At 53.3% G+C, this 22,915-nt stretch carries 18 protein-coding genes and 1 pseudogene; 12 read left to right on the top strand and 7 right to left on the bottom strand.

Translation table 11 applies throughout. The annotated features are described in order from the left end of the window. The first annotated feature begins 79 nt into the window (after positions 1 to 79). Entirely contained in the window at positions 80 to 271 is a 192-nt protein-coding gene (locus tag F3H58_RS12520; RefSeq protein WP_149742410.1) for a hypothetical protein, read from the top strand. 16 nt (positions 272 to 287) lie between these two features. Next, complete coding sequence (locus F3H58_RS12525) at positions 288 to 647, top strand: VOC family protein (protein WP_149742411.1); 360 nt, start codon at positions 288 to 290, stop codon at positions 645 to 647. Positions 648 to 868: 221 nt separating this feature from the next. Here F3H58_RS12525 and F3H58_RS12530 read toward each other — a convergent pair whose 3' ends face one another. Continuing rightward, the gene (locus tag F3H58_RS12530; RefSeq protein WP_149742412.1) at positions 869 to 1,936 is read right to left on the bottom strand and encodes a linear amide C-N hydrolase; all 1,068 of its coding nucleotides are present in this window, start codon (positions 1,934 to 1,936) and stop codon (positions 869 to 871) included. A 139-nt stretch (positions 1,937 to 2,075) separates the two neighbouring features. Here F3H58_RS12530 and F3H58_RS12535 point away from each other — a divergent pair, with 139 nt between their 5' ends. Together F3H58_RS12535 and F3H58_RS12540 are read left to right on the top strand one after the other, a co-directional pair. Continuing rightward, positions 2,076 to 2,876, top strand: a complete 801-nt coding sequence (locus tag F3H58_RS12535) for a hypothetical protein (protein ID WP_149742539.1) — start codon at positions 2,076 to 2,078, stop codon at positions 2,874 to 2,876. An 80-nt stretch (positions 2,877 to 2,956) separates the two neighbouring features. Beyond that, positions 2,957 to 3,907 (top strand): bile acid:sodium symporter family protein, encoded by a 951-nt coding sequence (locus F3H58_RS12540; protein ID WP_020808814.1) that lies wholly within the window; start codon positions 2,957 to 2,959, stop codon positions 3,905 to 3,907. A gap of 49 nt (positions 3,908 to 3,956) precedes the next feature. On the opposite strand, the gene F3H58_RS12545 is transcribed toward F3H58_RS12540, so the two are convergent. Continuing rightward, on the bottom strand, positions 3,957 to 5,012 hold the full coding sequence (locus F3H58_RS12545) for an aldo/keto reductase (RefSeq protein WP_149742413.1): 1,056 nt from the start codon (positions 5,010 to 5,012) through the stop codon (positions 3,957 to 3,959). A 185-nt stretch (positions 5,013 to 5,197) separates the two neighbouring features. On the opposite strand from F3H58_RS12545, the gene F3H58_RS12550 reads away from it, so the two are divergent. Then, positions 5,198 to 6,103: a LysR family transcriptional regulator gene (locus F3H58_RS12550; RefSeq protein ID WP_149742414.1), complete on the top strand. Its 906-nt coding sequence runs from the start codon at positions 5,198 to 5,200 to the stop codon at positions 6,101 to 6,103. A gap of 30 nt (positions 6,104 to 6,133) precedes the next feature. After that, on the top strand, positions 6,134 to 6,454 hold the full coding sequence (locus F3H58_RS12555) for a hypothetical protein (RefSeq protein WP_149742415.1): 321 nt from the start codon (positions 6,134 to 6,136) through the stop codon (positions 6,452 to 6,454). A 13-nt stretch (positions 6,455 to 6,467) separates the two neighbouring features. Here the strand turns inward: F3H58_RS12555 and F3H58_RS12560 are convergent, their stop codons facing one another. From F3H58_RS12560 to F3H58_RS12575, 4 genes and pseudogenes are all read right to left on the bottom strand, one after another. Next, positions 6,468 to 7,838 (bottom strand): hypothetical protein, encoded by a 1,371-nt coding sequence (locus F3H58_RS12560; RefSeq protein ID WP_149742416.1) that lies wholly within the window; start codon positions 7,836 to 7,838, stop codon positions 6,468 to 6,470. A 386-nt stretch (positions 7,839 to 8,224) separates the two neighbouring features. Next, positions 8,225 to 9,010: a 2-keto-4-pentenoate hydratase gene (locus F3H58_RS12565; protein ID WP_149742417.1), complete on the bottom strand. Its 786-nt coding sequence runs from the start codon at positions 9,008 to 9,010 to the stop codon at positions 8,225 to 8,227. Between the two features lie 22 nt (positions 9,011 to 9,032). Then, positions 9,033 to 9,851 (bottom strand): annotated as a pseudogene (locus F3H58_RS12570) (fumarylacetoacetate hydrolase family protein). 277 nt (positions 9,852 to 10,128) lie between these two features. Beyond that, entirely contained in the window at positions 10,129 to 11,892 is a 1,764-nt protein-coding gene (locus tag F3H58_RS12575; protein ID WP_149742418.1) for an ABC transporter ATP-binding protein, read from the bottom strand. A gap of 563 nt (positions 11,893 to 12,455) precedes the next feature. Here F3H58_RS12575 and F3H58_RS12580 point away from each other — a divergent pair. Further along, entirely contained in the window at positions 12,456 to 14,216 is a 1,761-nt protein-coding gene (locus tag F3H58_RS12580; protein WP_149742419.1) for a glycosyltransferase, read from the top strand. Positions 14,217 to 14,220: 4 nt separating this feature from the next. Beyond that, on the top strand, positions 14,221 to 16,134 hold the full coding sequence (locus F3H58_RS12585; RefSeq protein WP_149742420.1) for an HAD family hydrolase: 1,914 nt from the start codon (positions 14,221 to 14,223) through the stop codon (positions 16,132 to 16,134). 180 nt (positions 16,135 to 16,314) lie between these two features. Here the strand turns inward: F3H58_RS12585 and F3H58_RS12590 are convergent, their stop codons facing one another. After that, positions 16,315 to 18,192, bottom strand: a complete 1,878-nt coding sequence (locus F3H58_RS12590; protein WP_149742421.1) for a glycosyltransferase family protein — start codon at positions 18,190 to 18,192, stop codon at positions 16,315 to 16,317. A gap of 232 nt (positions 18,193 to 18,424) precedes the next feature. On the opposite strand from F3H58_RS12590, the gene F3H58_RS12595 reads away from it, so the two are divergent. From F3H58_RS12595 to F3H58_RS12610, 4 genes are read left to right on the top strand one after another with little or no spacing between them, the layout of a single operon-like run. Further along, entirely contained in the window at positions 18,425 to 19,894 is a 1,470-nt protein-coding gene (locus F3H58_RS12595; RefSeq protein WP_149742422.1) for a UbiA family prenyltransferase, read from the top strand. 59 nt (positions 19,895 to 19,953) lie between these two features. Further along, on the top strand, positions 19,954 to 21,228 hold the full coding sequence (locus F3H58_RS12600) for an FAD-binding oxidoreductase (RefSeq protein WP_149742423.1): 1,275 nt from the start codon (positions 19,954 to 19,956) through the stop codon (positions 21,226 to 21,228). A gap of 10 nt (positions 21,229 to 21,238) precedes the next feature. Continuing rightward, the gene (locus F3H58_RS12605) at positions 21,239 to 21,976 is read left to right on the top strand and encodes an SDR family NAD(P)-dependent oxidoreductase (RefSeq protein ID WP_286169466.1); all 738 of its coding nucleotides are present in this window, start codon (positions 21,239 to 21,241) and stop codon (positions 21,974 to 21,976) included. Continuing rightward, entirely contained in the window at positions 21,976 to 22,908 is a 933-nt protein-coding gene (locus tag F3H58_RS12610; RefSeq protein ID WP_149742425.1) for an NAD-dependent epimerase/dehydratase family protein, read from the top strand. The genes F3H58_RS12605 and F3H58_RS12610 overlap by 1 nt, the downstream gene beginning before the upstream one ends. The last annotated feature ends 7 nt before the right edge of the window (positions 22,909 to 22,915 follow it).

Consider the following 22,915-nt stretch of genomic DNA (forward strand, 5'->3'; position numbering starts at 1 on the left):
ATCCTTTGTCAACTGTTCGCTCAAGAGCATGGAAAGAGCCTTGCGAAAACAAGGTGACAGTACTTCTAGGACCTCAACCATGGTTCAGGTCAAGAGGTTTTTTAAAGGCCACGCGACGCTGACGGGCAAGCGGGAAGAAAGCGCTTTTGGATCCGGTAGAGCGGCTCCGGCAGAGCAGAGCCACTATGCTCCACCGGTCTTAATGGCCTCTAAGACTGCCGTTCTGCTTGATATTTTGGCAGCGACTGCGCAGCATGCTTTCCGTTATTGATGAGAGGGAGAAAGTCTTGGCCAGAGCCGTTGGAATTGGTGGCGTATTCTTCAGAGCAGCAGATGCTGCCGGTCTGGCCGAATGGTATGAAAAACATCTCGGCATCGACGATCTGCATAAATCCGTGTGGCATCAGGAGGCCGGAATGACGATTTTTGGGCCTTTCGACAGAAATAGCGAATACTTCGGTCGTGCTGAACAGCAATGGATGATCAATTTCCGGGTGGATGATCTCGATGCTCTTATCGTGAAGCTGACGGCAGACGGCATCGAGGTTGAAACCCGCGCCGAATGGGATTCAGCGGTGGGGCGCTTCGCAAGGATACATGATCCGGAAGGTAATCCGGTGGAATTGTGGGAGCCCGCTCGGAGCTGACATTATTTGTGCGCCGCCGGATCGCCTCGAAGGTGAGTGCTTTACCTCGCGCCAGGGTTGACGCCGGATCGGTGGCCGCGCTGTTTCGACATGGGCTTCCGAGGAGGGCGGTCGCTCAGATTGCGATAAGCACAAGTCTGACCGACAGATTCTGATCCCTGTCCGGCGCGTCATGCCTTCTCAATCAACTGCTCATATGCCTTGCGGCACGATCGGCGCCCTCAAAGCCCGAGGAACTTGAAGGGTTTGGTGTCCTTCAGGCTCTCATTCGCCATACCCGAATAGATATGGATCTGATTGGGGCCGAGATCGAGTTTCTTGACCGCACCGGTTTCTTTCGAGAGATCGAGTTTCGTCATGTCGATCCAGAAGATATTCGGCGTCAGAGCCGATTCGAAGAAATAGAGTTTGCGTTTGTGATCTATCACCGTGCGCCAGCGGGTTGAGGAAATATTCGGCTGGTCTGGTGTGGTAATGCCGTAGGGAACGGAGACGTTGCGGATCACGCTGAAGACGCTCGCGATGGCTTCGACAGGATTCTCGCTCTTTGGAATGGCGTTGGCGTAGAAAGAGGCGCGGGCAAACCGGTCCGATGCGCGGTTGGTGCCCGGCAGCATGACAGTGCCGCCGATCTGCTGCCAATATTCGTTGAGCGCCAGCTGGTGGTCGAAGGTCGGCGAATTGGTCATCACCTGAAACTGACGCCCGTGATGGATGACCTGCTTGCCATCGATATATTCAACGATCGCGCTGTCGCCGCTCGCATCCGAAAGGGAAAGGTGCAAAGTTGCCAGACGCTCTTCACCGGGCACATTGTCGGTCACGATTGTGAAGGGGTTTTTCTCGAGCGCAGCGACTGCCTCTTCCACCGTCGCGAAATTGTCGAGTGCATATTGCGCCCAGGCCGCGATAGACAGACCCGGCGATTTGCCGTCATAGGCGGGATAGCTCGACTCAACCAGCCAGAGGACGTTTGCAGCAAGCCCCGCCTCATTCATGCCGTCCGTCGTGGAAATATCATAGCCCGATGCAATGACGCTGCCGTATTTCGAAGTCCATTTGACCGAATTCGGCCCAGCCTCGCCAGAGCGCTCCATGCCGCGGGGGAAGACCCAGATATTGGTTCCTACATCCGTTTTCCAATCCATCGACCGGGCCGTCATCACCTGATCATTTTCGCCCAGATAGACGAACCGCGTGCAGGCCTGCGCGACAGAGGTTGTGAGCGTCGCGATGGAAAAGATCGCGGCGGTGCAGGCGGAAAAAAACGGAAGGGTGCTCTGGCGCATGGGAACGTCTCCGGGTCTCGCGGTACAAATACAGCGTATGATAGAAGATCGGACTTGTTGGGGCGTGTCAAATAGGTTTAGCTGCAGGCGATCGGTTGGGGAGACGTCGTTGCTAAAATTATCAGCTTTTGCGGCCCTTATGGCTTTTTCTGCAAGCGCGGCCTCAGCCGCGGATCAACTCGGCTCCCTGCCCGCGAGGGTTGATGGCGCGGATTGGGCGTTTCAGGCAACGGGTTATCTGTGGGCGACGGGTTTGAACGGCAACATTTCGCCCTTCCGTCGAGCGCCGACGCTGCATGTCGAAAAATCTTTCTCCGACGTCATGGAGGATCTCAACTTCGGCGGGTTCTTGAACATCTGGGGCCGTTATGACCGCTTCGTCCTGTCCGGCGATCTAATGTATGTCGACACCACGGACAGCAAGGCGGCCGGGCCGCTGCCGGCGCTGCAAATCCCGGGTTTGCCCACCCTTCCGGCTGGCGCCACAATCGATGCGAACGTCGATACGCAGGAATTCATGGCGACATTACAGGCCGGTTACCGGATCGTGGATGCAGATGGATTTTCGCTCGACGCCTTGGCGGGAGCCCGCTTCTGGCATATCTCCAACGCGGTGGCGGTCACTGCCAGCCATCCCCTGATCGGCAGCGTATCCGCCACGTATAAGGAAAGCTTCGGGTGGGTTGATCCCGTGATCGGCGCGCGCGCCTTTTTCAACCTCACGGATAAACTCTCCGTGCAGGGACAGGTCGATATCGGCGGCTTTGGAGCGGGGTCGGATCTCACCTGGTCTGCGCTCGCGACGGTGAACTACATCTTCACGGACACACTGTCCGTCTCGGCAGGTTACAAGGTGCTCGACGTGGATTATTCAGACGACGGTTACGTTTTTGATTCGAGGCTGAGCGGGCCGGTGGTCGGTCTGACCTATCGGTTCTGACCCTTTTTCCCCCACTATGACCTTGACACGACACCCTTGCAGTCTAGACGGGGTCGCATGATCATATTGGGAGTATAGACATGAAAACACTGGCAGCCGTTTCGGCTTTTGTAGGCAAGACCTTTGCCGCCTGGGTCATCCTGTTCGCCGTGCTCGGCTTCTTTTTTCCGGATACGTTCAAGCAGATTGCGCCGTGGATCGTCACGCTTCTGTCGATCATCATGTTCGGGATGGGGCTCACACTTTCGGTCGACGACTTCCGGGAGGTCGTAAAAAGGCCGTTCGATGTGACGATAGGCGTGCTCGGCCAGTTTCTCATCATGCCACTTCTGGCGGTGCTGCTTACCCGCATCATTCCCATGCCGCCGGAAGTCGCGGCGGGCGTCATTCTGGTCGGCTGCTGCCCGGGCGGCACCTCTTCCAATGTCATGACCTATCTCTCCAAGGGCGATGTCGCCTTGTCCGTCGCCTGCACCTCGGTCACCACGCTTGCCGCGCCACTGGTGACGCCATTCCTCGTCTGGCTGTTTGCGAGCCAGTTCCTGCCGGTTGATGGCTGGGCCATGTTCCTCAGCATCGTCAAGGTCGTTCTGGTTCCGCTCGCCCTCGGCGCCGCCCTGCAGAAGCTGCTGCCCGGTCTCGTCAAGACCGCCGTTCCGGCATTGCCGCTGGTGAGCGTCATCGGCATCGTCCTCATCGTTTCGGCGGTGGTGGGAGGATCCAAGGCGTCCATCGCCCAGTCCGGACTGATGATTTTTGCCGTTGTCGTCCTGCATAACGGGCTTGGTTATCTCCTCGGTTACCTCGCGGCGAAGGCAACGGGCCTGTCACTTGCCAAGCGCAAGGCCATTGCGATTGAGGTGGGCATGCAGAATTCGGGCCTTGGCGCGGCACTTGCCACGGCTTATTTCTCGCCTCTCGCCGCGGTTCCGAGCGCCATTTTCAGCGTCTGGCACAATATTTCCGGCGCAATCCTGGCAAACTGGTTTTCCGGCCGGGTGGACGCAGGCTCCGCCAACAAAACCGCCTGAAGCTCACCATCTGTCAGGCCGCCCGTCGTTCAGGCGGCCTGACCCTGCCTTAGAACGGCATGTTCTGACGTGTTACGGCCGGTGGATTAAGCCGGGCAAACCCCTCCTGGCGCTGATACGGGAAGTGCGGATAGGGAGCAGTCGTCGCGCTTGCCTCGTCCAGCTTCGCTACCTGTGCGGACGTCAGTTGCCATCCCACGGCGTCGAGGTTCTGGCGAAGCTGTTCCTCATTGCGCGCGCCGATGATGACCGTGGAAACAGTGGGGCGTCTGAGCAGCCAGTTGAGGGCGACCTGCGGCACCGTCCTGCCGGTTTCTTGCGCGACAGCGTCGAGCGCATCGATGACGCGGTAGAGATCTTCATCATTAACCGGCGGGCCGAAGCTGGCAGTCTCATGCAGGCGGCTACCTTCAGGCAGCGGTGTGCCGCGGCGGATTTTTCCCGTCAATCGCCCCCAGCCAAGCGGGCTCCAGACCATTGCACCAAGACCCTGATCGGTGCCGAGCGGCATCAGATCCCACTCGTAATCTCGGCCAATCAGGGAATAATAGACCTGATTGACCACATAACGCGGCCAGCCATATCGATCCGCGACGGCAAGCGATTTCATGATCTGCCAGCCGGAAAAATTCGAGACGCCGGTATATCGCACCTTGCCGGAGCGGACGAGCGCATCGAGCGTCGACAGCACTTCCTCAACCGGCGTGAAGGCATCGAAGGCATGAAGCTGAAGGATGTCGATATAGTCGGTCTTCAGGCGGCGCAGGGCGTCATCCACCGCGCGCAGCAGCCGGAAGCGGGACGACCCGGCCTCGTTCGGCCCGTCGCCCATCGGCAGGCTGGTCTTGGTTGAGATCAGAACGCTGTCGCGCCTTCCCTTGACGGCTTCGCCGAGCACTTCCTCCGATGCGCCGTTGGAATAGACATCGGCGGTATCGAACAGGTTGACGCCGGCTTCCAGACAAATATCGATCAGGCGCCGGGCTTCCGTGGCGTCTGAATTGCCCCAGTTGCTGAAGAGCGGGCCTGCGCCGCCGAAAGTTCCGGTGCCGAAACTCAAGACCGGCACTTTCAGGCCGGAGTGGCCGAGATGACGATATTCCATGGGGCGTTCCTTTGTTGCTTCGAAATGGTCGCGGGCGGGGCTTTGGTAGCGCCGCGCTCTGTCCATCCCGTCATGATCTGGCAGATGAAGATTGCGATGCGTTTCAATCGCCGCCTGAAGATAGACGCTCACTCTTCAATGAAATAGAATGCCGAAAATACTATCACTTGTGAGATGAAGTCATCATGGCGCGACTGGAGATCAACCGGGCAGGGGAGATGGAAATCTTCGTGCGGGTCGTCGAACTCGGCGGTTTTTCCCGCGCGGCCGCGGCGGCGAACATGACGCCTTCGGCGGTGAGCAAGCTGATCGCACGACTGGAAAGCCGCCTGGGCGCGCGCCTGCTCAACCGTTCCACCCGACAGCTTCAGATCACGCCGGAGGGCTGCGCCTTTTATGAAAGGGCTACCCGCATCCTCGCCGATCTCGAAGAGGCCGAACGCGCCGCCGGTGAGGGCGAGCAGCCTGTCGGCCGCGTGCGGATCAACACCAGCGCGTCCTATGCAACGCATATTCTTGCGCCCATCCTGCCACGGTTTCTGGCGCTTCATCCGGGCATCACGCTCGATATCGTCCAGACGGATATGGTGGTTGATCTTCTTGCGGAACGCGTGGATGTCGCGGTGCGCGCCGGGCCGCTCAAAAGCTCAACTCTCGTTGCCCGGAAACTCGGTGAGACAGGGATGATCATTGCTGCCGCCCCGGATTATCTGGAGCGCTGCGGCGTGCCGCAAACCATCGCCGATCTGGAAGATCATAATCGGCTCGGATTTGGTTATGCCCGGTCAGTGGACGGGTGGCCGTTGCGGGATGCCGGGAAAACCGTCGTCATTCCGGCGACGGGGCGCGTGCAGGTCAGCGACGGCGAGGGCCTTCGCCGTCTTGCCCTTGCCGGTGTCGGGCTGGTTCGCCTTGCCGCCTTCACCGTGCGGGAGGATATCGCCGCCGGCCGGCTTGTCTCCGTACTCGATCATCTCGATACGGGTGAGACGGAGATGTTTCATGCCGTTTATGTAGGCCAACGGGGACCGCTTCCGGCACGTATTCGAGCCCTGCTTGATTTTCTCGGCGAATACGGGCGGGTGAAGTGACCTTCCCGGGATATTAAAAGTGCGGCCCGGATGGAGGCGGTATACTTTTCCACCAGTTACCGGAATCTCTGGGACACGATCAAAATCACCGATAGGATAAACATGATGGGACCGGTGACTGACAGCTTGCTGCCAACATCTGGAAGCGGATGGTCAACCCCGTTTTGGTGTATGGATGAGAAAGATTTGTGGAGCTTCCGCGATCACTCGGCAGCGCAAATTCAGAAGGCTGGGGCTGACGGAAAGGCGCACGTTATCCAGTGCCAGACCACTCTCGATCGCCTCGTGGAACTCGTCAATAATGCGACCTCCGAAGAAGCGATCGTCGTTGGTGAGTGGCCTTCCACGTGAAAAAAAACGAACTCTACGGTTTCCCACCGTAGAGTTCAGCGTGCGCTTTACGAAATGCGGCTATTCCTTCGGTGACCTCATGAATACCCGGCATTCCAGCGTGAAATTGCGTAATGTTTTCCTTCGCAATTTCCTCAATGGGCTTCTCGGATGCTAAATCCTGCAAGGCCTTCGCCTGAAGCGGATTATTGTGGTTGACATACCACATTCTTGTCTCGACATTCACCTGAAAGACCCAGATTCCGATGGTTAAGAGGATCGCACCAAGCAGCTCAACTGTATACTTTGGCGCGTTCTTCGAAACGATAATCCAAGAGAGGATCGGCACGAAAATTGTAAGTACCCCATAATGGATTGCGGACCCTGCCTCCCAACCACCTTGCATTTTTGCCCGACCGTAAGAGATCGCGGCCAACAGACAGACATAAATGGCAAGACATGCAAAGACCAGCAAGTCAGCGTCATCCAATTGCCTGCGTTTGAGCCGGACCACGATCGATATGATGGCAAAGATCATGAGAGATGTGACGACAACACGGGCCAGTGTCTCGTAACTTTGCAGGAAGAACGCAAACGATCCAGTGGTTAGGCCCATGGCATAGTCCAAGAACTCATAAGCGTTCACTGAAGACTGATCCCCGCCAGCGTAAGGGGTCCATGTTGCCAAGATGTGAGACGCGACGATCAAAGGGACGGCAAAGAGAAAGACTGTACCGAACGGTTTCCTTCGCCAAATTGCCCAAGCTGTAAATGCAATGCCGGCACCTAAGGCTGGAAGAACGCCGTTCATGCCGGTCAAGCACGCGATCGTCAGACTGAAGACTGCAAGAAACGCATGCGTGTTACTCTGGCTCCGAAGCCACAATAAAGTGGCTAGGAGGAACCCGGATAAACAAAGAATGGACGAAGTGAATTGGAAGTGGAAACCCCACTGGGTGTAGCCCATACCAAAGTTTAGGAAGATGAAGGGAATGGCCACATCGCCAATTGACCTTCTGCCTCGATAAACTCTTGCCGCTTCCACGATAAACACCGTGCTTATGAGAGCCATCAAAAAGTTGACGCCGACGAGCCATCGATAATCAAACCCGGACCACGACAAGATGAAAAAGTTTGTAAGCTTTTGGATCGGGATACGGTGGTCTACGTGCTGCTGCCAAAGCCACACCCACCATTCTCGCTGCGTTGTGAATTCGAGTGGCCGTGCATAAATCCAGTCATCCACCCAAGCGTACGGTCGAAAATAGGGAAGGATGTTGGCATAAAACAAATAGGCAATCGTTATGGCCACTGCATAAGGAGCAAGCGCCAGCAGACCACTTGCCACAGGAGTTGCCTGTGATCGAAAGCGTTCCGTCGCGCCATACAAGTTACTTTTATTCATTATTGCCCCCAACAAGCAAAAAAACGTAAAAAGCCCAGTCAATTGAGAATTGAATCAAGACGCTCCTTACCATCCGTAAGCTGCGTTTTCTACTTAAATGGTGCGCGCTCCCCACATTCATAGTGTGCCAATCGCAAAACGTTTCGTGGGCTCAGGAGGACACGAACAGCACGACATCCGCACGGCTCATGCTCCTGATCTAACGGCGTCGGATTTGAGCCGCAGAAGAGTTCAACGGGCATCCAAAAATGGATTTTTGGCGACAGAAGACGCCTTTGACCCGCTAATCTGGGGTTCTCAGAAACTCCGATTTTTCGTGTCAAAATTCCGAAAACGGGATAAAGGCGGTCGGTCGCAGGACACGGAATTAGTTGGAGGGCGAACGTCTATTCTCTCGGACCTGAGAGCGTGAAGGTTTCAACCGGTTCCAGCCTTATGTGTGTCTCACCGGCAAGTGTGCTTGGTATCGCACCGCAGAGACTGCCTGTCGTTACGACGTTACCAGCCTTGAGCATACTGCCCCTGTTGAACGCCGAGTTGGCAAAGGCGACCAGCGGCGCGAGCGGATCACCATTCGGATGTTTTACCACAGCATCGAACAGTGATCCCGGCCCCTCGGTAACGGTGAGCTTTGGCAGGTTCTCGCCATTTCCAGCAAAGACGTCCACGATGCCTTTATCGACTTTCGGGCCGATGACGAAGCCGTGGTTGGCGAGGCGATCCGCAAGAAAAAGCGGAAACGGCACCTGGTTTTTCTCCGCCAGCCTGTAGCGGAGAAGTTCAGCGCCGAGATGGACCTTGTCGATAAATGCCATCAGGTCGGCCCTCGCCAGCGGCCTCGCCGCCGCCGCAGGAATATCCGCCGAAAGCGTAAAGCAGATCTCGACCTCGATGCCTTCGGTGCCGCCATGGGGAAAAGAAGCGGCATTGGCTTCATCGACCCGCACGCAATCGAACATGGGCGCCCCGACGGCCTCGCCGTCCGGGCGAATCGCCAGTTTCCAGCCGGCAACCGGTTTTGCCCAGCTCTCAGCAAAAGCCCGCTGGACCGCCATAGCCTCTGCAAGCGTACCCGGGATGAGACCCTCCGCCTGCACCGCCGCTAGAGATATTTTCGCCCCGCCTCGGCTCGCGGTGGTAAAGCGTCCAGCCAGTTTCTCGATTGCGGTCATTCACTCATGTCTCCTGATGATCTCACGCGCCGGATGCTGTCACGATTTGACGTTGTGTGCCAAGGCCATCAATGCCGAGTTCGACCATATCGCCGGCTCTTAGGAAAATGGGCGGTTTCATTCCAAGGCCGACCCCCGGGGCATGCCCGTGGTGATAACGCCGCCCGGCATAAGGCGCATGAAGCGGCTGATATAAGAAGCGTTGCGATCGGGAAACTTATCTTGGATGTCGAACCGCTCTGCATACGTTGACCGCTGAAGTCGAGCCCCAGGCCCAGATTTTGCAGGTCGCCGATTTCGTCCGGCGTGCCAGCCATGGTCCGCTTTTGCCTTTGGCCTATTGGCCGCCGCGTTCTATCTGGAAGGCGCGCTCGGAGACGTCACGGCAGATGCAGAAGCCCGCCATGACGGAGGGCGCATCTTCTTCCCGCAGATGATAAGCGCGTTCACCAATAACGAAGGTGATCTTCACCACAAAGTTAGTCTTTTCCCAATGCTTTAGCAGGCAGATCGGATCATTCGGGCCGGAAATGCAGGACGTGTGTTTGTTAAAAAGCACCGGCTCTTCCGGGATGGGTGTGTTCGTTTCCAGCGCATGGTCGATGTAATTGAGACCGATTGCCACAAATTGCCGACAGCACTTGCGAAGGAGCCGATCCGTACATCAGATGATATGGCCGGGAGCGCCGAAAGACCAATTTCGCCAGCTTTCAAGAGAACCGTGTGAGAGGTTCTGTCCAGCAATGGCGGTGACGACGGAAGGAAGATCTCGGATGTTATCCTCCGCATCGAGTGCTGCGGGCTTTTCATGGCCGGTGGAACCATAACGAACAGGTTTCATTGTGTTTTCTATGCAACTGATTGCAAAACGGCATTGTCGCTGAGCGCGAGTTTAAGGCGATAAAGTCCGAGCTCCGCAGGGCCGGCGGCCTCTGTTCTGGAGAGGAGTTGTGCCAAGCTGTCTGAGGCAGCGGAGACGGAAGAGGTCGAGCCGCCTTGGATCATGATGATCCAGGTGGGCATGGAAATCGCCTAGTAGCGAAATCGGCTCCTTTTCGCCCAAATATGGCAGCTGAAGTAAAATTCGGGCGGCAATGGCCGCCCGTTTTATTTTGGTGTCAAGCGACGTCTGCGTCGAACTGGATGCTGTGTAGTCGTTTATAAAGACCGTCATTCGCCAGCAATTCACGCCGGCTTCCCTGTTCGGCCACTTCACCATTATCCATCACGACGATCTTGTCGGCGCGGTTGATTGTGGAAAGACGATGGGCGATCACGATGGATGTCTTGTTGAGCGTCAGGCGTTCCAGCGCATCACGCACGAGAGCCTCGGATTCAGAATCCAGTGCACTTGTCGCTTCATCGAGAATCAGGATATCCGCATCCCGAAGCATCGCGCGGGCAATCGCCAGCCGCTGTCGCTGGCCGCCCGACAGACCGGAGCCGTTTTCGCCCAGCCTGGTGTCGTATCCGTCCTGCATCTTCATGATGAAATCATGCGCATTTGCAGCCTTTGCTGCCGCTATGATCTCTTCCTCTGTCGCGTTGTCGCGGCCGACGGAAATGTTGTGCTTGATCGTCCCGGAGAACAGGAATGTTTCCTGGCCGACGTAAGAAACATGTTCGCGCAGGCTTGCAAAGGAAACATCGCGCAGATCCATGCCGTTGATTTCAACGGAGCCGTTCTGTGGATCGTAAAGACGCATCATGAGGTTGATGATCGTCGATTTGCCGCTACCTGAGGGGCCGACCAGCGCCGTCATCTTGCCGCCTTCGAAGAGGACGCTGACGTCCTTGAGAACCGGCTGGCCGGGCACGTACTCGAAGCTGACGTTCTTGAGCTCGACATCGCCGCTTGCCTTGGGAAGCGGGACTGCATCCCTTTTTTCGGTCAGCGTTAGCGGAGCGTCCAGCACCTGAAACATCATGCGCACGCCGATCATCCCGCCCTCAATCTGCACGCGCATGCGGGCAAGTCGCTTGGCAGGCTCGTAGGCAAGGAGAAGGGCCGTAATGAATGCCATCAAATCGCCGGGGGAACCGCCTTTCTCGAGTACGGTGTAGCCAGAGACGGCAATGACCACTGCAATGGCAAGGCCAGACAAGGTTTCCATGATTGGGCTAGTCGCGGCTTCCAGTCTGGCTATGCCATTGGCCCGCTGCTCGACATCGGAAACCGCTTTGTTCATGCGTTGCGCCATCAGCTTTTCCAGGGAGAAAGCCTTGATGACTCGCACGCCGATGCTGGTTTCCTGGACGACGTTGACGATTTCGCCTAACGAAGCAAGTTCCGCCTCCATGATCTTTCGGACGCGCCGCAGCACGAGACGAACGCTGAAGATTGCCAAAGGGCCGATAATCATGGAAATCGCGCTCAGAAGGAAATTCTGGGCGAACATCACGATGATCAAGCCGAGGAGGGAGAAGAGGTCGCGGACGAAGGATGTGACGATCGTGTCGATGACGCTGCGGGCAGCCTGGGCGTTGTAGGTCACGCGGACCAGGAGTTCTGAAGATGGCAAATTTTGGAAGAAGGATACGCCTTGCTTCAGGAGCCGGTCGTAGATTTTGCGCTGCTGCTCGGCGACGATGCTATTGCCCGCCTTGCTGAGATAATAACTCTGAACAAAGGTAGCGAGACCTTTCACTATGAAAATGGCTGCAACTGCAAACGCAATCTCAAGAACGACATCGAAACCTTGCTTCAGATAGACGCTGTTGACGATATCACGCATTATCCACGCGCTAAGAGATGTCATGCCAGCGACAACGAGCATCGCTGCGATTGCCGCAGAATACCAGCCAACGTGTTTTTTGAAGTTTTCCTTAAATAGCCGCGTTAACAGCTTTTTGTCGTCTGGCGACAAAAATGATCCGATCACTGCAATATCCTTGCGAATTCAAGATAAATAACGTCACAAAGCAAGACCTGCTCATCGCCCCAAGGCAAAGGTAATTGTAGTGTCACCTAGTCAGCATGTCACTCGTATTCACCTTGTTACATCATCAACCCGCGCTGCACGGCGATGTGCGGAACTCGGATCAAGATAGTCCGGCAACGACTTGCGTTTGCGAGGGCCGAAGCCCCATTCCAGGCCATGTGTGGCCCACATTAGTGGCTAGGAAATAGTCTTCCTCATTCTGTCTGTCAATATCGGCGCGTTGGCATCGATCGCGGGATATGCGCGATCATCCCTGCCGTGTCTGACTGCGCAAAATAATAATATTAAATGGATGTGAGGAATGCATATTGTTTTATATTTATTGCATTTTAAATATTTATTTCTATTAAAATAATTAAATTTAATATATTAAATTAGATATTATCAAATATTATTCCAGCAATGAAATTTATATAGACTAATCTTATCGTTATGGATTATTTATTTGTTATGTTTTCTCGGAATAAATATTTATTGATATACAATGATTTTTAAGGTGTTTCTTGAGAAATAGTTTCGTTTATGATGAAATTAATATGTTTGGAATTAGTGTGCCTGATATCGAAGTGTTGGCGCAAAGATATTATTCACAGTGCGCAGAAGATATTATTGTAATTAGTATACTCAAAGCGCTGTCCATGCGTGGATCTTTCGATCTTTCTGCAGAGCGATATCTTGAGATTGGCGCCAATCATCCTATTGCCACCAGTGCGACGTATCTTCTTTCTCTCGAATTGGGGATGAGCGGGGTCCTCGTTGAGGCAAATCCGGCACTTATAGCCGATCTGGAGAAAGTTCGAAAACAAGATCTTGTTTTGAACAGGGCGATGATTGTCGGTGATTCAGATACCGCAGAACTTTTCGTATCAAATCAAAATGAACTCTCGTCTTTATCGAGGCGATTTGTCGAAGATTGGCAAGACGGTGCCGTCGGATTGAAAGAGGTCGTCACGGTTCAGGCGTCTCGTATGAACGATGTGCTTGAGGAGTTTTTTTCAGAGCGCGCACCCTTGTATCTGTCGATCGACACCGAAGGTTTGGACCTCGACTTGCTGAAGGACGTCGATTGGGACCGTTGGCGTCCTGCCGTTGTCCAAGCGGAGCCCTCTGAGCATTTTATTGAAAACAATGCTGAGCTGATCTCTCAGTTGCTGGAGAGCAAAGGCTATGTTCTTGTAGCGAAGACAGCGGTCAATCTGATATTCATGGATAACAGTCTAGCCTCGAAAAGTAGCGCATCTCCAGTTGGCGAAAATGGACTGGGCAAAGAAAGCGCCTCTGGCCCTACTGGTGTGGGAATTGTGACCCGGACAAAGGATCGCACCGTACTGCTTCGAAGGGCGCTGGAAAGCGTAAAGCACCAGACATATGAAGATTGGAAACTGGTTGTCGTAAATGATGGCGGGCAGGCTGAGCCCGTTGATTGGCTCGTTGGGCAGATCTTCCAAGGAGACGCGAGAGTGAGCGTTCTTCATCACGAGGTGTCCAAAGGGATGGAGGCGGCATCGAATGCCGGACTCGCAACGTTGGATACGGAATATGCCGTTATCCACGATGACGATGATAGCTGGGCGCCTGAGTTTCTCGCTTCGATGACCTCAACCATCGCTCGTCGTAAGAAAACATTTAACTCAATCAAAGGTATAGTATGCCGCATCAACACCGTATTTGAAAGTGTTGTCGGTAATGAAATAATAATAGAGCGCGTCGAACCATTTCGATCGTGGCATTCCGACAACCTCGATGAAGGTTTGCTCTCCGTCCAAAAAATGTTGGTTCGTAACCAATTTCCTCCAATTGCATTTATGTTCGACTTACCTGCGGCTCGAGAGATCGGGCTTTTTGAGGAGAGTCTGCCTGTTCTCGGTGACTGGGATTTCCATACGCGTTTTCTCCTCAAGCATGATGTCTGGGTGGTCCCTGAGTTTTTGAGCTTTTACCATCATCGGGTTTCATCGACGGGAGCGTTGGGAAATACGGTGCATGCCGGTGCAGATCGACATCGTCTTTATAACCAGAAAATCCGTAACGACCTCATACGCAAGGTCGCCGGACAAAATGGGGAAAACCGGATGGCGATCACAATTCCGATGGAAGTACAAGAGCTTACGCAAAACGAATTCAATCATGTTCTATGGCGATTGTGGCAAATGGAAGAGGCTGTAAAAAGTCTTCGGTACGAGCGTCCTCGTTGGCGTCAGACTATTTCCCGTTCGTTCCGGCGGTGGAGAAACCGCGTTCTCGGTCGTGCGATCGAAGGATAAGTCCATGTATGATTTGGTGACATTCGATATTTTCGACACGTTGGTACATCGTAAATTGCGTGCGCCTGTAGATGTATTTGAAGCGGTGCGCATAGCGGCGCTGCAGAATAATATCGCGCTTCTCAACCACGACATTCTCGCTTCATTTAGCCACCATCGTATGCGGGCAGAAAAGGAAGCACGAGATATTTTTGCTGCGACCTCTAACGCTGAAGGCGAAATCAACCTCGATGAGATTTATCATCGTTATGAAGTGCTCAGTGGATGTAGTTCCGAGCTGAGGCAATTGCTCCAAACCAAGGAGCTCGAACTAGAAAAAAAAATCCTTTTTGCCAGTAAAAAAGGTCTGGAGATTTTCGATGAGCTCCGCAAAAAAACAAAAAAGCTCGCATTTATTTCGGACATGTACTTGCCATCGTCATGGTTGAGGGAGATGCTTGAAGAAAAAGGATTTGCGGACCTGCGCGATGCTCCTGTTTTTGTTTCGGGAGAACTCAGGAAAAGCAAGCATAGTGGGGGGATATATCCGGAAGTTAGAGCCAGCCTAAACATTCCTCGAGACGCGAACTGGTTGCATGTCGGCGATAACGAGTGGTCTGATGTCAAACAGGCAGAGAAATATTCAATCAAAACCCGTTGGGCGGATTGGGCGAAAGTCGACAATCAACGAATGCTTTGTGCTCGTCCGCGAAGTGACTATGTGATCAATAGCCTGATCGAATTTCTTGCCATGCCGCAGTCCCAGCAATTCGTGCCCGAGGACGCCTATGAACGTGTTGGGTATCGGACATTCGGACCTTTGATTTTCGGATTCATGCTGTGGCTGTGCGCAAAAATTCTTGAATCAAAAGTCGAGCGGGTTGCTTTTGTCGCCCGAGATGGATGGCTTCCCCACCATTTGTTTGAAAATCTAAAAAAGGATTTGGGCTTGGACCACATCACGAGTTCCTATGTGCATTTTTCCAGGCGTGTTGGTCATCAATTCGGCATAAGAGAGTGGGATACTGAAAAGACTTGGGCGCCATTTGCAGGTAAAGTCTCTCGGCCAATAGAGTATTCCCTTGAGACCGTTGGATACGACGTAGGAACCATACCGCACCTGCTGGACCAATTCGGACTGACTGGTAGTGGCCCGGTTTTACATGAGAAGATTCGTGCTGGACGGGATATGCTTGCTACAACTTTTGAGGTTGGACTGAAAGCGGCGTCCGACAGGCGACGTAAATTTCGTCCGTATTTCGATCGTCATTTTTCGCCGGGGGTGAAAACGGCGCTGGTCGATATTGGCTGGAATGGTAATATTCAACGTTACCTGTTGGGGGCGCTCGATCAGAGTTATTCGAAAGAAGACTTTATCGGACTTTATTTGGGACTCCACTCATCCGCGACGACCAATCGAGATCTTGGGTTTTCGATGCAGGGCTGGTTGTCCCATTATGGCAATCAGCCGGATATCCAAGAGTATCTTCAGTCCGGCGGTGTGGAACTTCTTGAATTCGCGTTGACCGCGGACCATGGAACGACGTTGGGTTACGAAATGACCGATAATGGCGAAATCGTTCCCAAACTCGAGGATATTCTGCCGGAGGAACGAGACTATCGCGAGAAGGCGATGAAAGTACAGCAAGGCATAAAAAAGTTTGTAGAGGATAACCGGTATCTTCTGAAAATCTATAGTCCTGCGGTGATTTCGTCACCAGCTTGGGCGGCTCCTTTCCAGCGGCTTGTTACCAATCCCCAGCAAGACGAATTGGATTTGCTCGCAGGACTTTCCCATTCTGACACTGCTGGCGTTACCTCGACGCGACTTGTCCTTGCGGCCCGACAGCCCGACAATATTCGAAAGTCGAAACGGCAGATGCGTTTAGCGAGAGATAACGCATTTTGGAAGGTCGCTTTTGATCGATTGAACAAGTGAAAATGATTGCACGATGCAATATTTGCGTCATTGGCAGAATGGTATTGTGTGGCGACCTCGTGACAGAGGCGCCACAGCAACCCTGGCGGTGATGGTGCTTGACGACCGCCAAAAGCACCGGACGTCCAGCAGTCAGTGAGAAATCGGTCCGTCAGTCTGTCACCGATATTGGAAGTTTTTCTAATGAGTGAGGCGGCAGATGTTTTTGACGTCTCCTCGCGAACGAATGATCACGACGTCTTTTGTATCCTGACCTTGCTGAAGCGGAACCAAAACTGAAAACCCGCTCAAATTTTCCGGCGACATTTTCAACTGCGAATTAATATCGTCTCTAGGTGTTCTCAATGCCTCGACATATGTCGGCTTTCCATTAGATCCAGGGAGTTTAATGTAAACCCGTTCGCGAATTTTCTTGTCACCATCAACCGGGATAACCCAGCCCTCCAGCCTAGCAACGCGAGCGCCGCGTTCCTCCGTGATCTCGTTAATATCAATCACGCCGTGGCATTCCATGGAAATGGCACCATCATCCTTGAAAGCAGTTCCCGGGAAAGCGATTTTACAGCCGCTAACAATAGCAGTATTCCATTCTTTCCGCGCGACAAAGTTAGAGAAAAGAGCAGGGTTCAGAGTATCGCTGCCGCAGAAGACAAAACCGCTAAGTTGATCTGCATCCAGATATTTTTCAGGATGCGTCAAAACGTCATCGGTTTGTGTGAGCCAGTCGGGAATTGTAAAAGATTTACGCTCTGCGAAATAGGAAAATGTCGAACTCCAGTCGTTACCCAGTGCAATAAACTGCCCGCCTTCTGTGGTGGCATTTTTAATCGATTTCCCAACCGCAATGTCGCGATCGTGGCTGCTGAATTGTTGAGATATGGCCGGGTAGTATTTTATTCCGAAATAGACGTAGTTTGACGCTAAGATAAAAAGAAAAAATCCCGTTACTGCTTTAGGAGCCTGATTGTAGATCGTTCCAAGTGCTAAGGCCGCAGCGAAAAGGAGGAAAGCAAGGTTGGCCGTCTGATAGTAGGCGTGGACTATGTGGAGATTGGGGAACATAAAAAACGGCAGGAAACCAAGGGTAAGCGCGATGCAAAATAGCGTCAGCTCAGTTCTTCGACCGTGCTTCTTGCACCATACTGGAAAGTAGATGAACAAGCCTAACCCAACGACAGCACCGAGATTCCCAACGAACACTCGCAGCAGAATGACGTTATCGTAAAGCGCGGGTTCAAATCTATGAGCGAACGTGCCCCAGTTCCAGTAGCTCAAGCGAGCGGACGTCAGATACTCGCCGAGTATATTCAGCGATTTCTGATCGTCGGTAAATTTTACCCACACGTAAGCGACTGCGACGGGAATCAAGAAGCCGAAAACCGGGACAGCAAGTATTTTTAATTTGAAGAGCGATTTAAATCGTTCCGCCTGACGCAGGGTCACATAAGCATAGATTAACGCTGCCACGATCATCACGGGCAATGCGGTCGTTGACTTCTGCAGCAAGGCGAGCGTTGCACACAAAAGCAGAAATGCGTTGCAACGGATGCTAAAACCATAGCGCATGCCGATTGAAAAATAGTATAGAAACGCGATGCTGAAGAAAAGTGCCGTTGTCTCGATCATGAGGGACCGCCCCCAGTACAAATATACGGGGGATGATAATAGTAAGGCCGAAAATATATAAAATGTCTCGCGCTTAAGCTTAAATATTCTAAATATTCCAGCGACAGGCCAAAGGCATGCTAGTAAAAATAGATAGCTCACAAGCCGCCCAACGGCATCAAGCGACAGGTTAAATGTTTTCGCTATTAAGGCTACTATCCCTTGGTAAAGCGGAAACTCAAAGGGTATGGCCCAGGGTCTTCCACCTACCGGCGTTTGATAAGCGAGGGCGAATCCTTCCTTAATAAACCAGTAAGACGTTATAGCGGTCTGCGTCTGACGAAACGCATACATATCGAGCGGCTGTTGAGTTAAGTAATAAAGCGAAAAAAAGGCAGATATACACAGTGTGACAAGTGCTATTAGCACCAGACGTTGATTGATGATTTTCATTATAAAACTTCTGCCTCTGCTTCAAACGCGCTGAGCTATCCCGTTTGGGCCGAAAATTGTCAAGCTGGTTGCATACCGGTCGGTTATGGGTTGGCGATGTCATACCCAAGCCCGCAGCGTTGCCAGGAAAGGGTCTGCTGGCGCATTTCCAATTCTGCAAATGAGCGGATAGCAATGGGATGGTTATTTTCGTATAGGCTGTAGCGACGCGACGTGAGAGAGCAAGGGCATTATGAGTTTAAACCTTCCATCAGAGAGACAGAGTTCCAAAGCTGACGAGGCCCGGTCCGCTTTACCCATTGTCGTTGATTTGGATGGAACGCTTCTTTTATCGGATACGCTTTATGAGGCCGCGGCACTCTCATTGTTCCGAAAGCCTTTCGCACTGCTGTCGGCGCTGCCAACCCTTTCACGTGGCCGCCATGTCCTTAAAGCCTCCATCGCAAAACACTTGGATCTCACCTCGCTTGTTTTGCCATTCAGGGAAGATCTGGTGAATTGGCTGCGCCAGAAAGCAGGTGAGGGGCACGCTCTGCATTTGTGTTCTGCTGCGGACCAGTCGATCGTTGATGTTGTTGCAGCGAAGGTTGGAATATTTGATTCCGCAGTTGGATCCAGCCAGAGCAACCTGAAAGGCCCTGCAAAAGCGAACTATCTGGCCTCGCGTTTTCCAGAAGGGTTCATCTATGTCGGCGATAGCAATGCGGATTTGTCGGTTTGGGATGCAGCGGATGCAATAGTTTTGGCTGGTGCGAGTAGCGGCGTTGCTGCAAAGGCCAGGAAGCTGAACAAACCCGTGATTGCCGAGTTTTCTACCGCTCCTCTCGGTGTAAAAGAGTTTTTGAAGGCAATTCGTGTTCATCACTGGACAAAAAACGTTTTGATTTTTGTTCCGCTAATTCTCGCTCACCAATGGTCAAACGTATCTTTGATTGTCGAAACGCTTCTCGCATTCGTCTGTCTTCTGGCGGTGACATCTGGTACGTATCTTTTGAACGATATTGCCGATCTGCACGCAGATCGACAGCACTGGTCGAAACGTAACCGGGCGATGGCCAGCGGCCGCTTGTCGATCAGATTAGGCTTCGTGCTTGCGGTAGCACTTATTGTCGCGGGCTTTGTTGCTGCAGGCCTGCTTTCATTGCAATTCGCTTCGGTGCTTCTGGGGTATTTTGTTGTCACGGGCGCCTATTCACTGGGGCTTAAGCGTATTCCTCTGCTCGATACACTGATAATCGGCGTCCTCTTTACATCACGTGTGGTGATGGGCGCTGTTCTGCTCGAGCACTCGCGTCCGGCTTGGCTGTTGACATTTGCCGTGTTCTTTTTCTTTTCCCTCGCTGTGGCGAAACGCCATACCGAGATTGTTCGTGCGTCCACGAGTGGCGCCGCAAGCCTTAAGAGCAGAGGTTATGAGGTAGGGGATGCGCCGCTCACACTTTCGCTCGGCGTGAGTGCGGCGATGGCGTCGCTTGTCGTTCTGGTTATTTTCATCTTGATGGAAATGCTGGCGGGCAATGACTATGCGCGTCCGGAATTTCTATCCGCCATTCCTGTCCTGTTGTCGATATGGCTAGGTCGCATTTGGATATTGGCTCACAGGGGAAGAATGAACGACGATCCCGTCAGTTTTGCTATCAGGGACAATGTAAGCATCGGCCTCGGTGCGGTTATTGCGATCGTTTTTCTGGTGGCGCTATGAGCCGTTTTGCGTCCGCTTTTGGAGTTAGTTCGTGGGGCGGCGTGCTTAGGGCCCGGCATATGCTGTCGCGGCCGACCTGGCGAGACGAATTGCCGTCATTGATGAATGAGGCTCTTAAACTGGATATTCCCTTGTTAGCGTGTGGTCTGCGCCGTTCCTATGGCGATAGCGGACTAAACCCAAACGGAGGGTTGATCGACATGACTTCCCTTGACAGGGTGGTTCACTTCGATCCTGAAACAAGGCTCCTGCGTGCAGAGGCAGGTTTGTCTATCGACACCATCCTCAGGATCATTGTTCATCAAGGGTATTTTATACCTGTCACCCCCGGCACCCGTTTTGTAACGATAGCCGGCGCTATCGCAAACGACGTGCATGGTAAAAACCATCACAGAACCGGCACTATAGGCCGTTGGGTAAGGCGCATCGGCCTCTTGCGATCCGATGGAGAAGAAATCGAGTTGGCTGCGGACGACGCGACCGGGCTGTTTGCCGCGACCGTCGGCGGATTGGGGCTGACAGGGCTGATAACATGGGTCGAGTTTGAGGTGATACCCATCCAGAGCGCTATCATTGACGTTGAAAACATTCCATTTGGTAATACAAAAGAGTTTTTTCACCTTGCTGAGGCGAGCGAGGCAGATTTCGAATATAGTGTCTCCTGGATTGACTGCCTTTCTGGCGGAGACAGGCTCGGGCGGGGAATATTTACGCGTGGAAATCACGCAAAACTTGGTTCCCGTCTGCTGGACAGCGGCAATACAGCGTTCACCATGCCCGTTAGCTTGCCGGCTGTGGCGATGAACAGCTATTCTATTCGTGCCTTCAATGCCGCTTACTTCTACCGGGGCAGCAAGAAAAGCGGGAAAGGCAGGACGGGTATTTATCCTTTCTTTTATCCGCTGGACTCGATCGGTCGCTGGAACCGCATGTATGGCAGGAGGGGCATGTATCAATACCAGTCCGTCGTCCCCCCGTCTGTCCAGGAAGACGCGACGAATGAGATGTTGAAAACGATTGCCGCGAGTGGACAGGGCTCGTTTCTTGCTGTCCTTAAGACATTCGGTTCAATCCAGTCTCCAGGACTTCTTTCGTTCCCGCGCGAGGGGACAACTCTGGCGTTGGATTTTCCGAATCGGGGAGAGACGACGCTGAAGTTGATGGATCGGCTGGATGCTATTGTAATGGAAGCTAAAGGACGGCTTTATCCCGCCAAGGACGGAAGAATGCCGGCCAGGATATTCCAGGCTGGCTATCCGGACTGGCGTCTCTTCTCAAAACATGTCGATCCGGTATTTCGTTCAGGTTTTTGGACGCGCGTGACTCAGGATTAAAGGAAAAAAATTGCGAATTATTCTCTTGGGAGCCACTTCCTCGATCGCTATGGCGACAGCGCGTATCTATGCCGCCGAAGGCGCATCCATTGTGCTTGTCGGTCGCGATAGGGGCCGTTTGGAACAAACGTCGGCCGACTTGAGGAGCCGCGGTGCAGGGCAGGTTGAGATTGCTACCTGTGATCTCGCAACACCAAATGACGCTGCTGGTCAACTGCGGGCTTTCGCCGACCAGATCGGCGGAGTCGATCACATCATTCTCGCCTACGGCATTCTGGGTGATCAATATGAGGCTGAGCGCGACGCAGAAATTGCGGAAGAGATATTGAGGGTAAATTTCAATTCCGCTGCCGCCTGGTGCCTGGCGTCTGCAGATTTGCTCGAGCGACAGGCGAGGGGCACGCTGGTAGTTATCGGATCGGTTGCGGGAGATCGCGGGCGGCGCGCCAACTATGTTTATGGTGCAGCAAAGTCCGGACTGGCCGTGCTTGTGCAAGGGATTGCGCACCGTTTCGCCAATAAAGGGCCGCGCGCTGTCCTGGTGAAACCTGGTCCGACGATAACGCCAATGACAGAGGGCATGAACAGGAACGGCCTTCTTTGGGCGCGGCCGGAGCAGATTGCGGCGGTGGTTCATGCCAGCGCGCTTCGCGGCGGGCCAATTGCTTATGCGCCGGGATTCTGGCGCTACATCATGCTGATTATCCGCAATATCCCCAACCGTATCTTCAATCGGATGGAGATCTAATGAGAAAGATTCTTATAACGGGCGCTGCGGGTCTGGTCGGCCAAAATATAATTGCGCGCCTCAAGGGTGTCGAAGGGCTTAAGATCGTCGGCATTGACAAACATCCCAGCAACACAGCTTTGCTGCGCCAGTTGAACCCTGAGATCGAAGTCATAGAAGCAGATCTGGCCGAACCTGGGGAATGGCAAGATGCGTTCCGGGGTGTCGACACCGTGTTGCTAAATCAGGCACAGATCGGTGGTCTGGACGAACGCGAATTCATAGAGAACAACGTCACCGCGACGGAAAACATCGTAGCGGCGATGCGTAAGCACAAAACGCCTTATTTCGTGCATATCTCATCTTCGGTGGTGAATTCAAAGGCTGATGATTTCTACACGCGATCAAAGACGGCGCAGGAACAGTTCATCGACACAGTGACGGATATTCCGCATGTGATTTTGCGGCCTACACTGATGTTCGGCTGGTTTGACCGTAAGCATCTGGGCTGGCTTCGCCGGTTCATGGATCGCGTGCCGGTCTTCCCGATTCCTGGTGACGGCAAGTTCATCAGGCAGCCTTTATATGTCGGGGATTTTGCGGCGATCATCATCTCTTCCATGGAGAAAATGCCCACAGGTACCTACGATATTTCTGGGCTGGAGCAGGTATATTATGGCGATCTGATTAATCTGATCCATACCACGGTGAAGCCGAAGGCCCGGATTATCCATATCCCTTACACGGTGTTTTGGTGGCTTCTTTTCGTATACGGAAAGTTGAGTTCCAAGCCACCTTTCACAACGAGCCAACTTGAGGCGCTCGTGATACCCGAAACATTTCCAGTCATTGATTGGCCGGCGGTCTTTGGGGTGGAGGCCACCCCATTGCGTAACGCAATCACCGAGACCTATCTGCACCCAACATACAGCAAGATTGTGTTGGATTTTTAGGAGACAG

It is taken from the genome of Rhizobium sp. NFACC06-2, from assembly GCF_900101425.1.
Lineage (GTDB): Bacteria > Pseudomonadota > Alphaproteobacteria > Rhizobiales > Rhizobiaceae > Agrobacterium > Agrobacterium leguminum.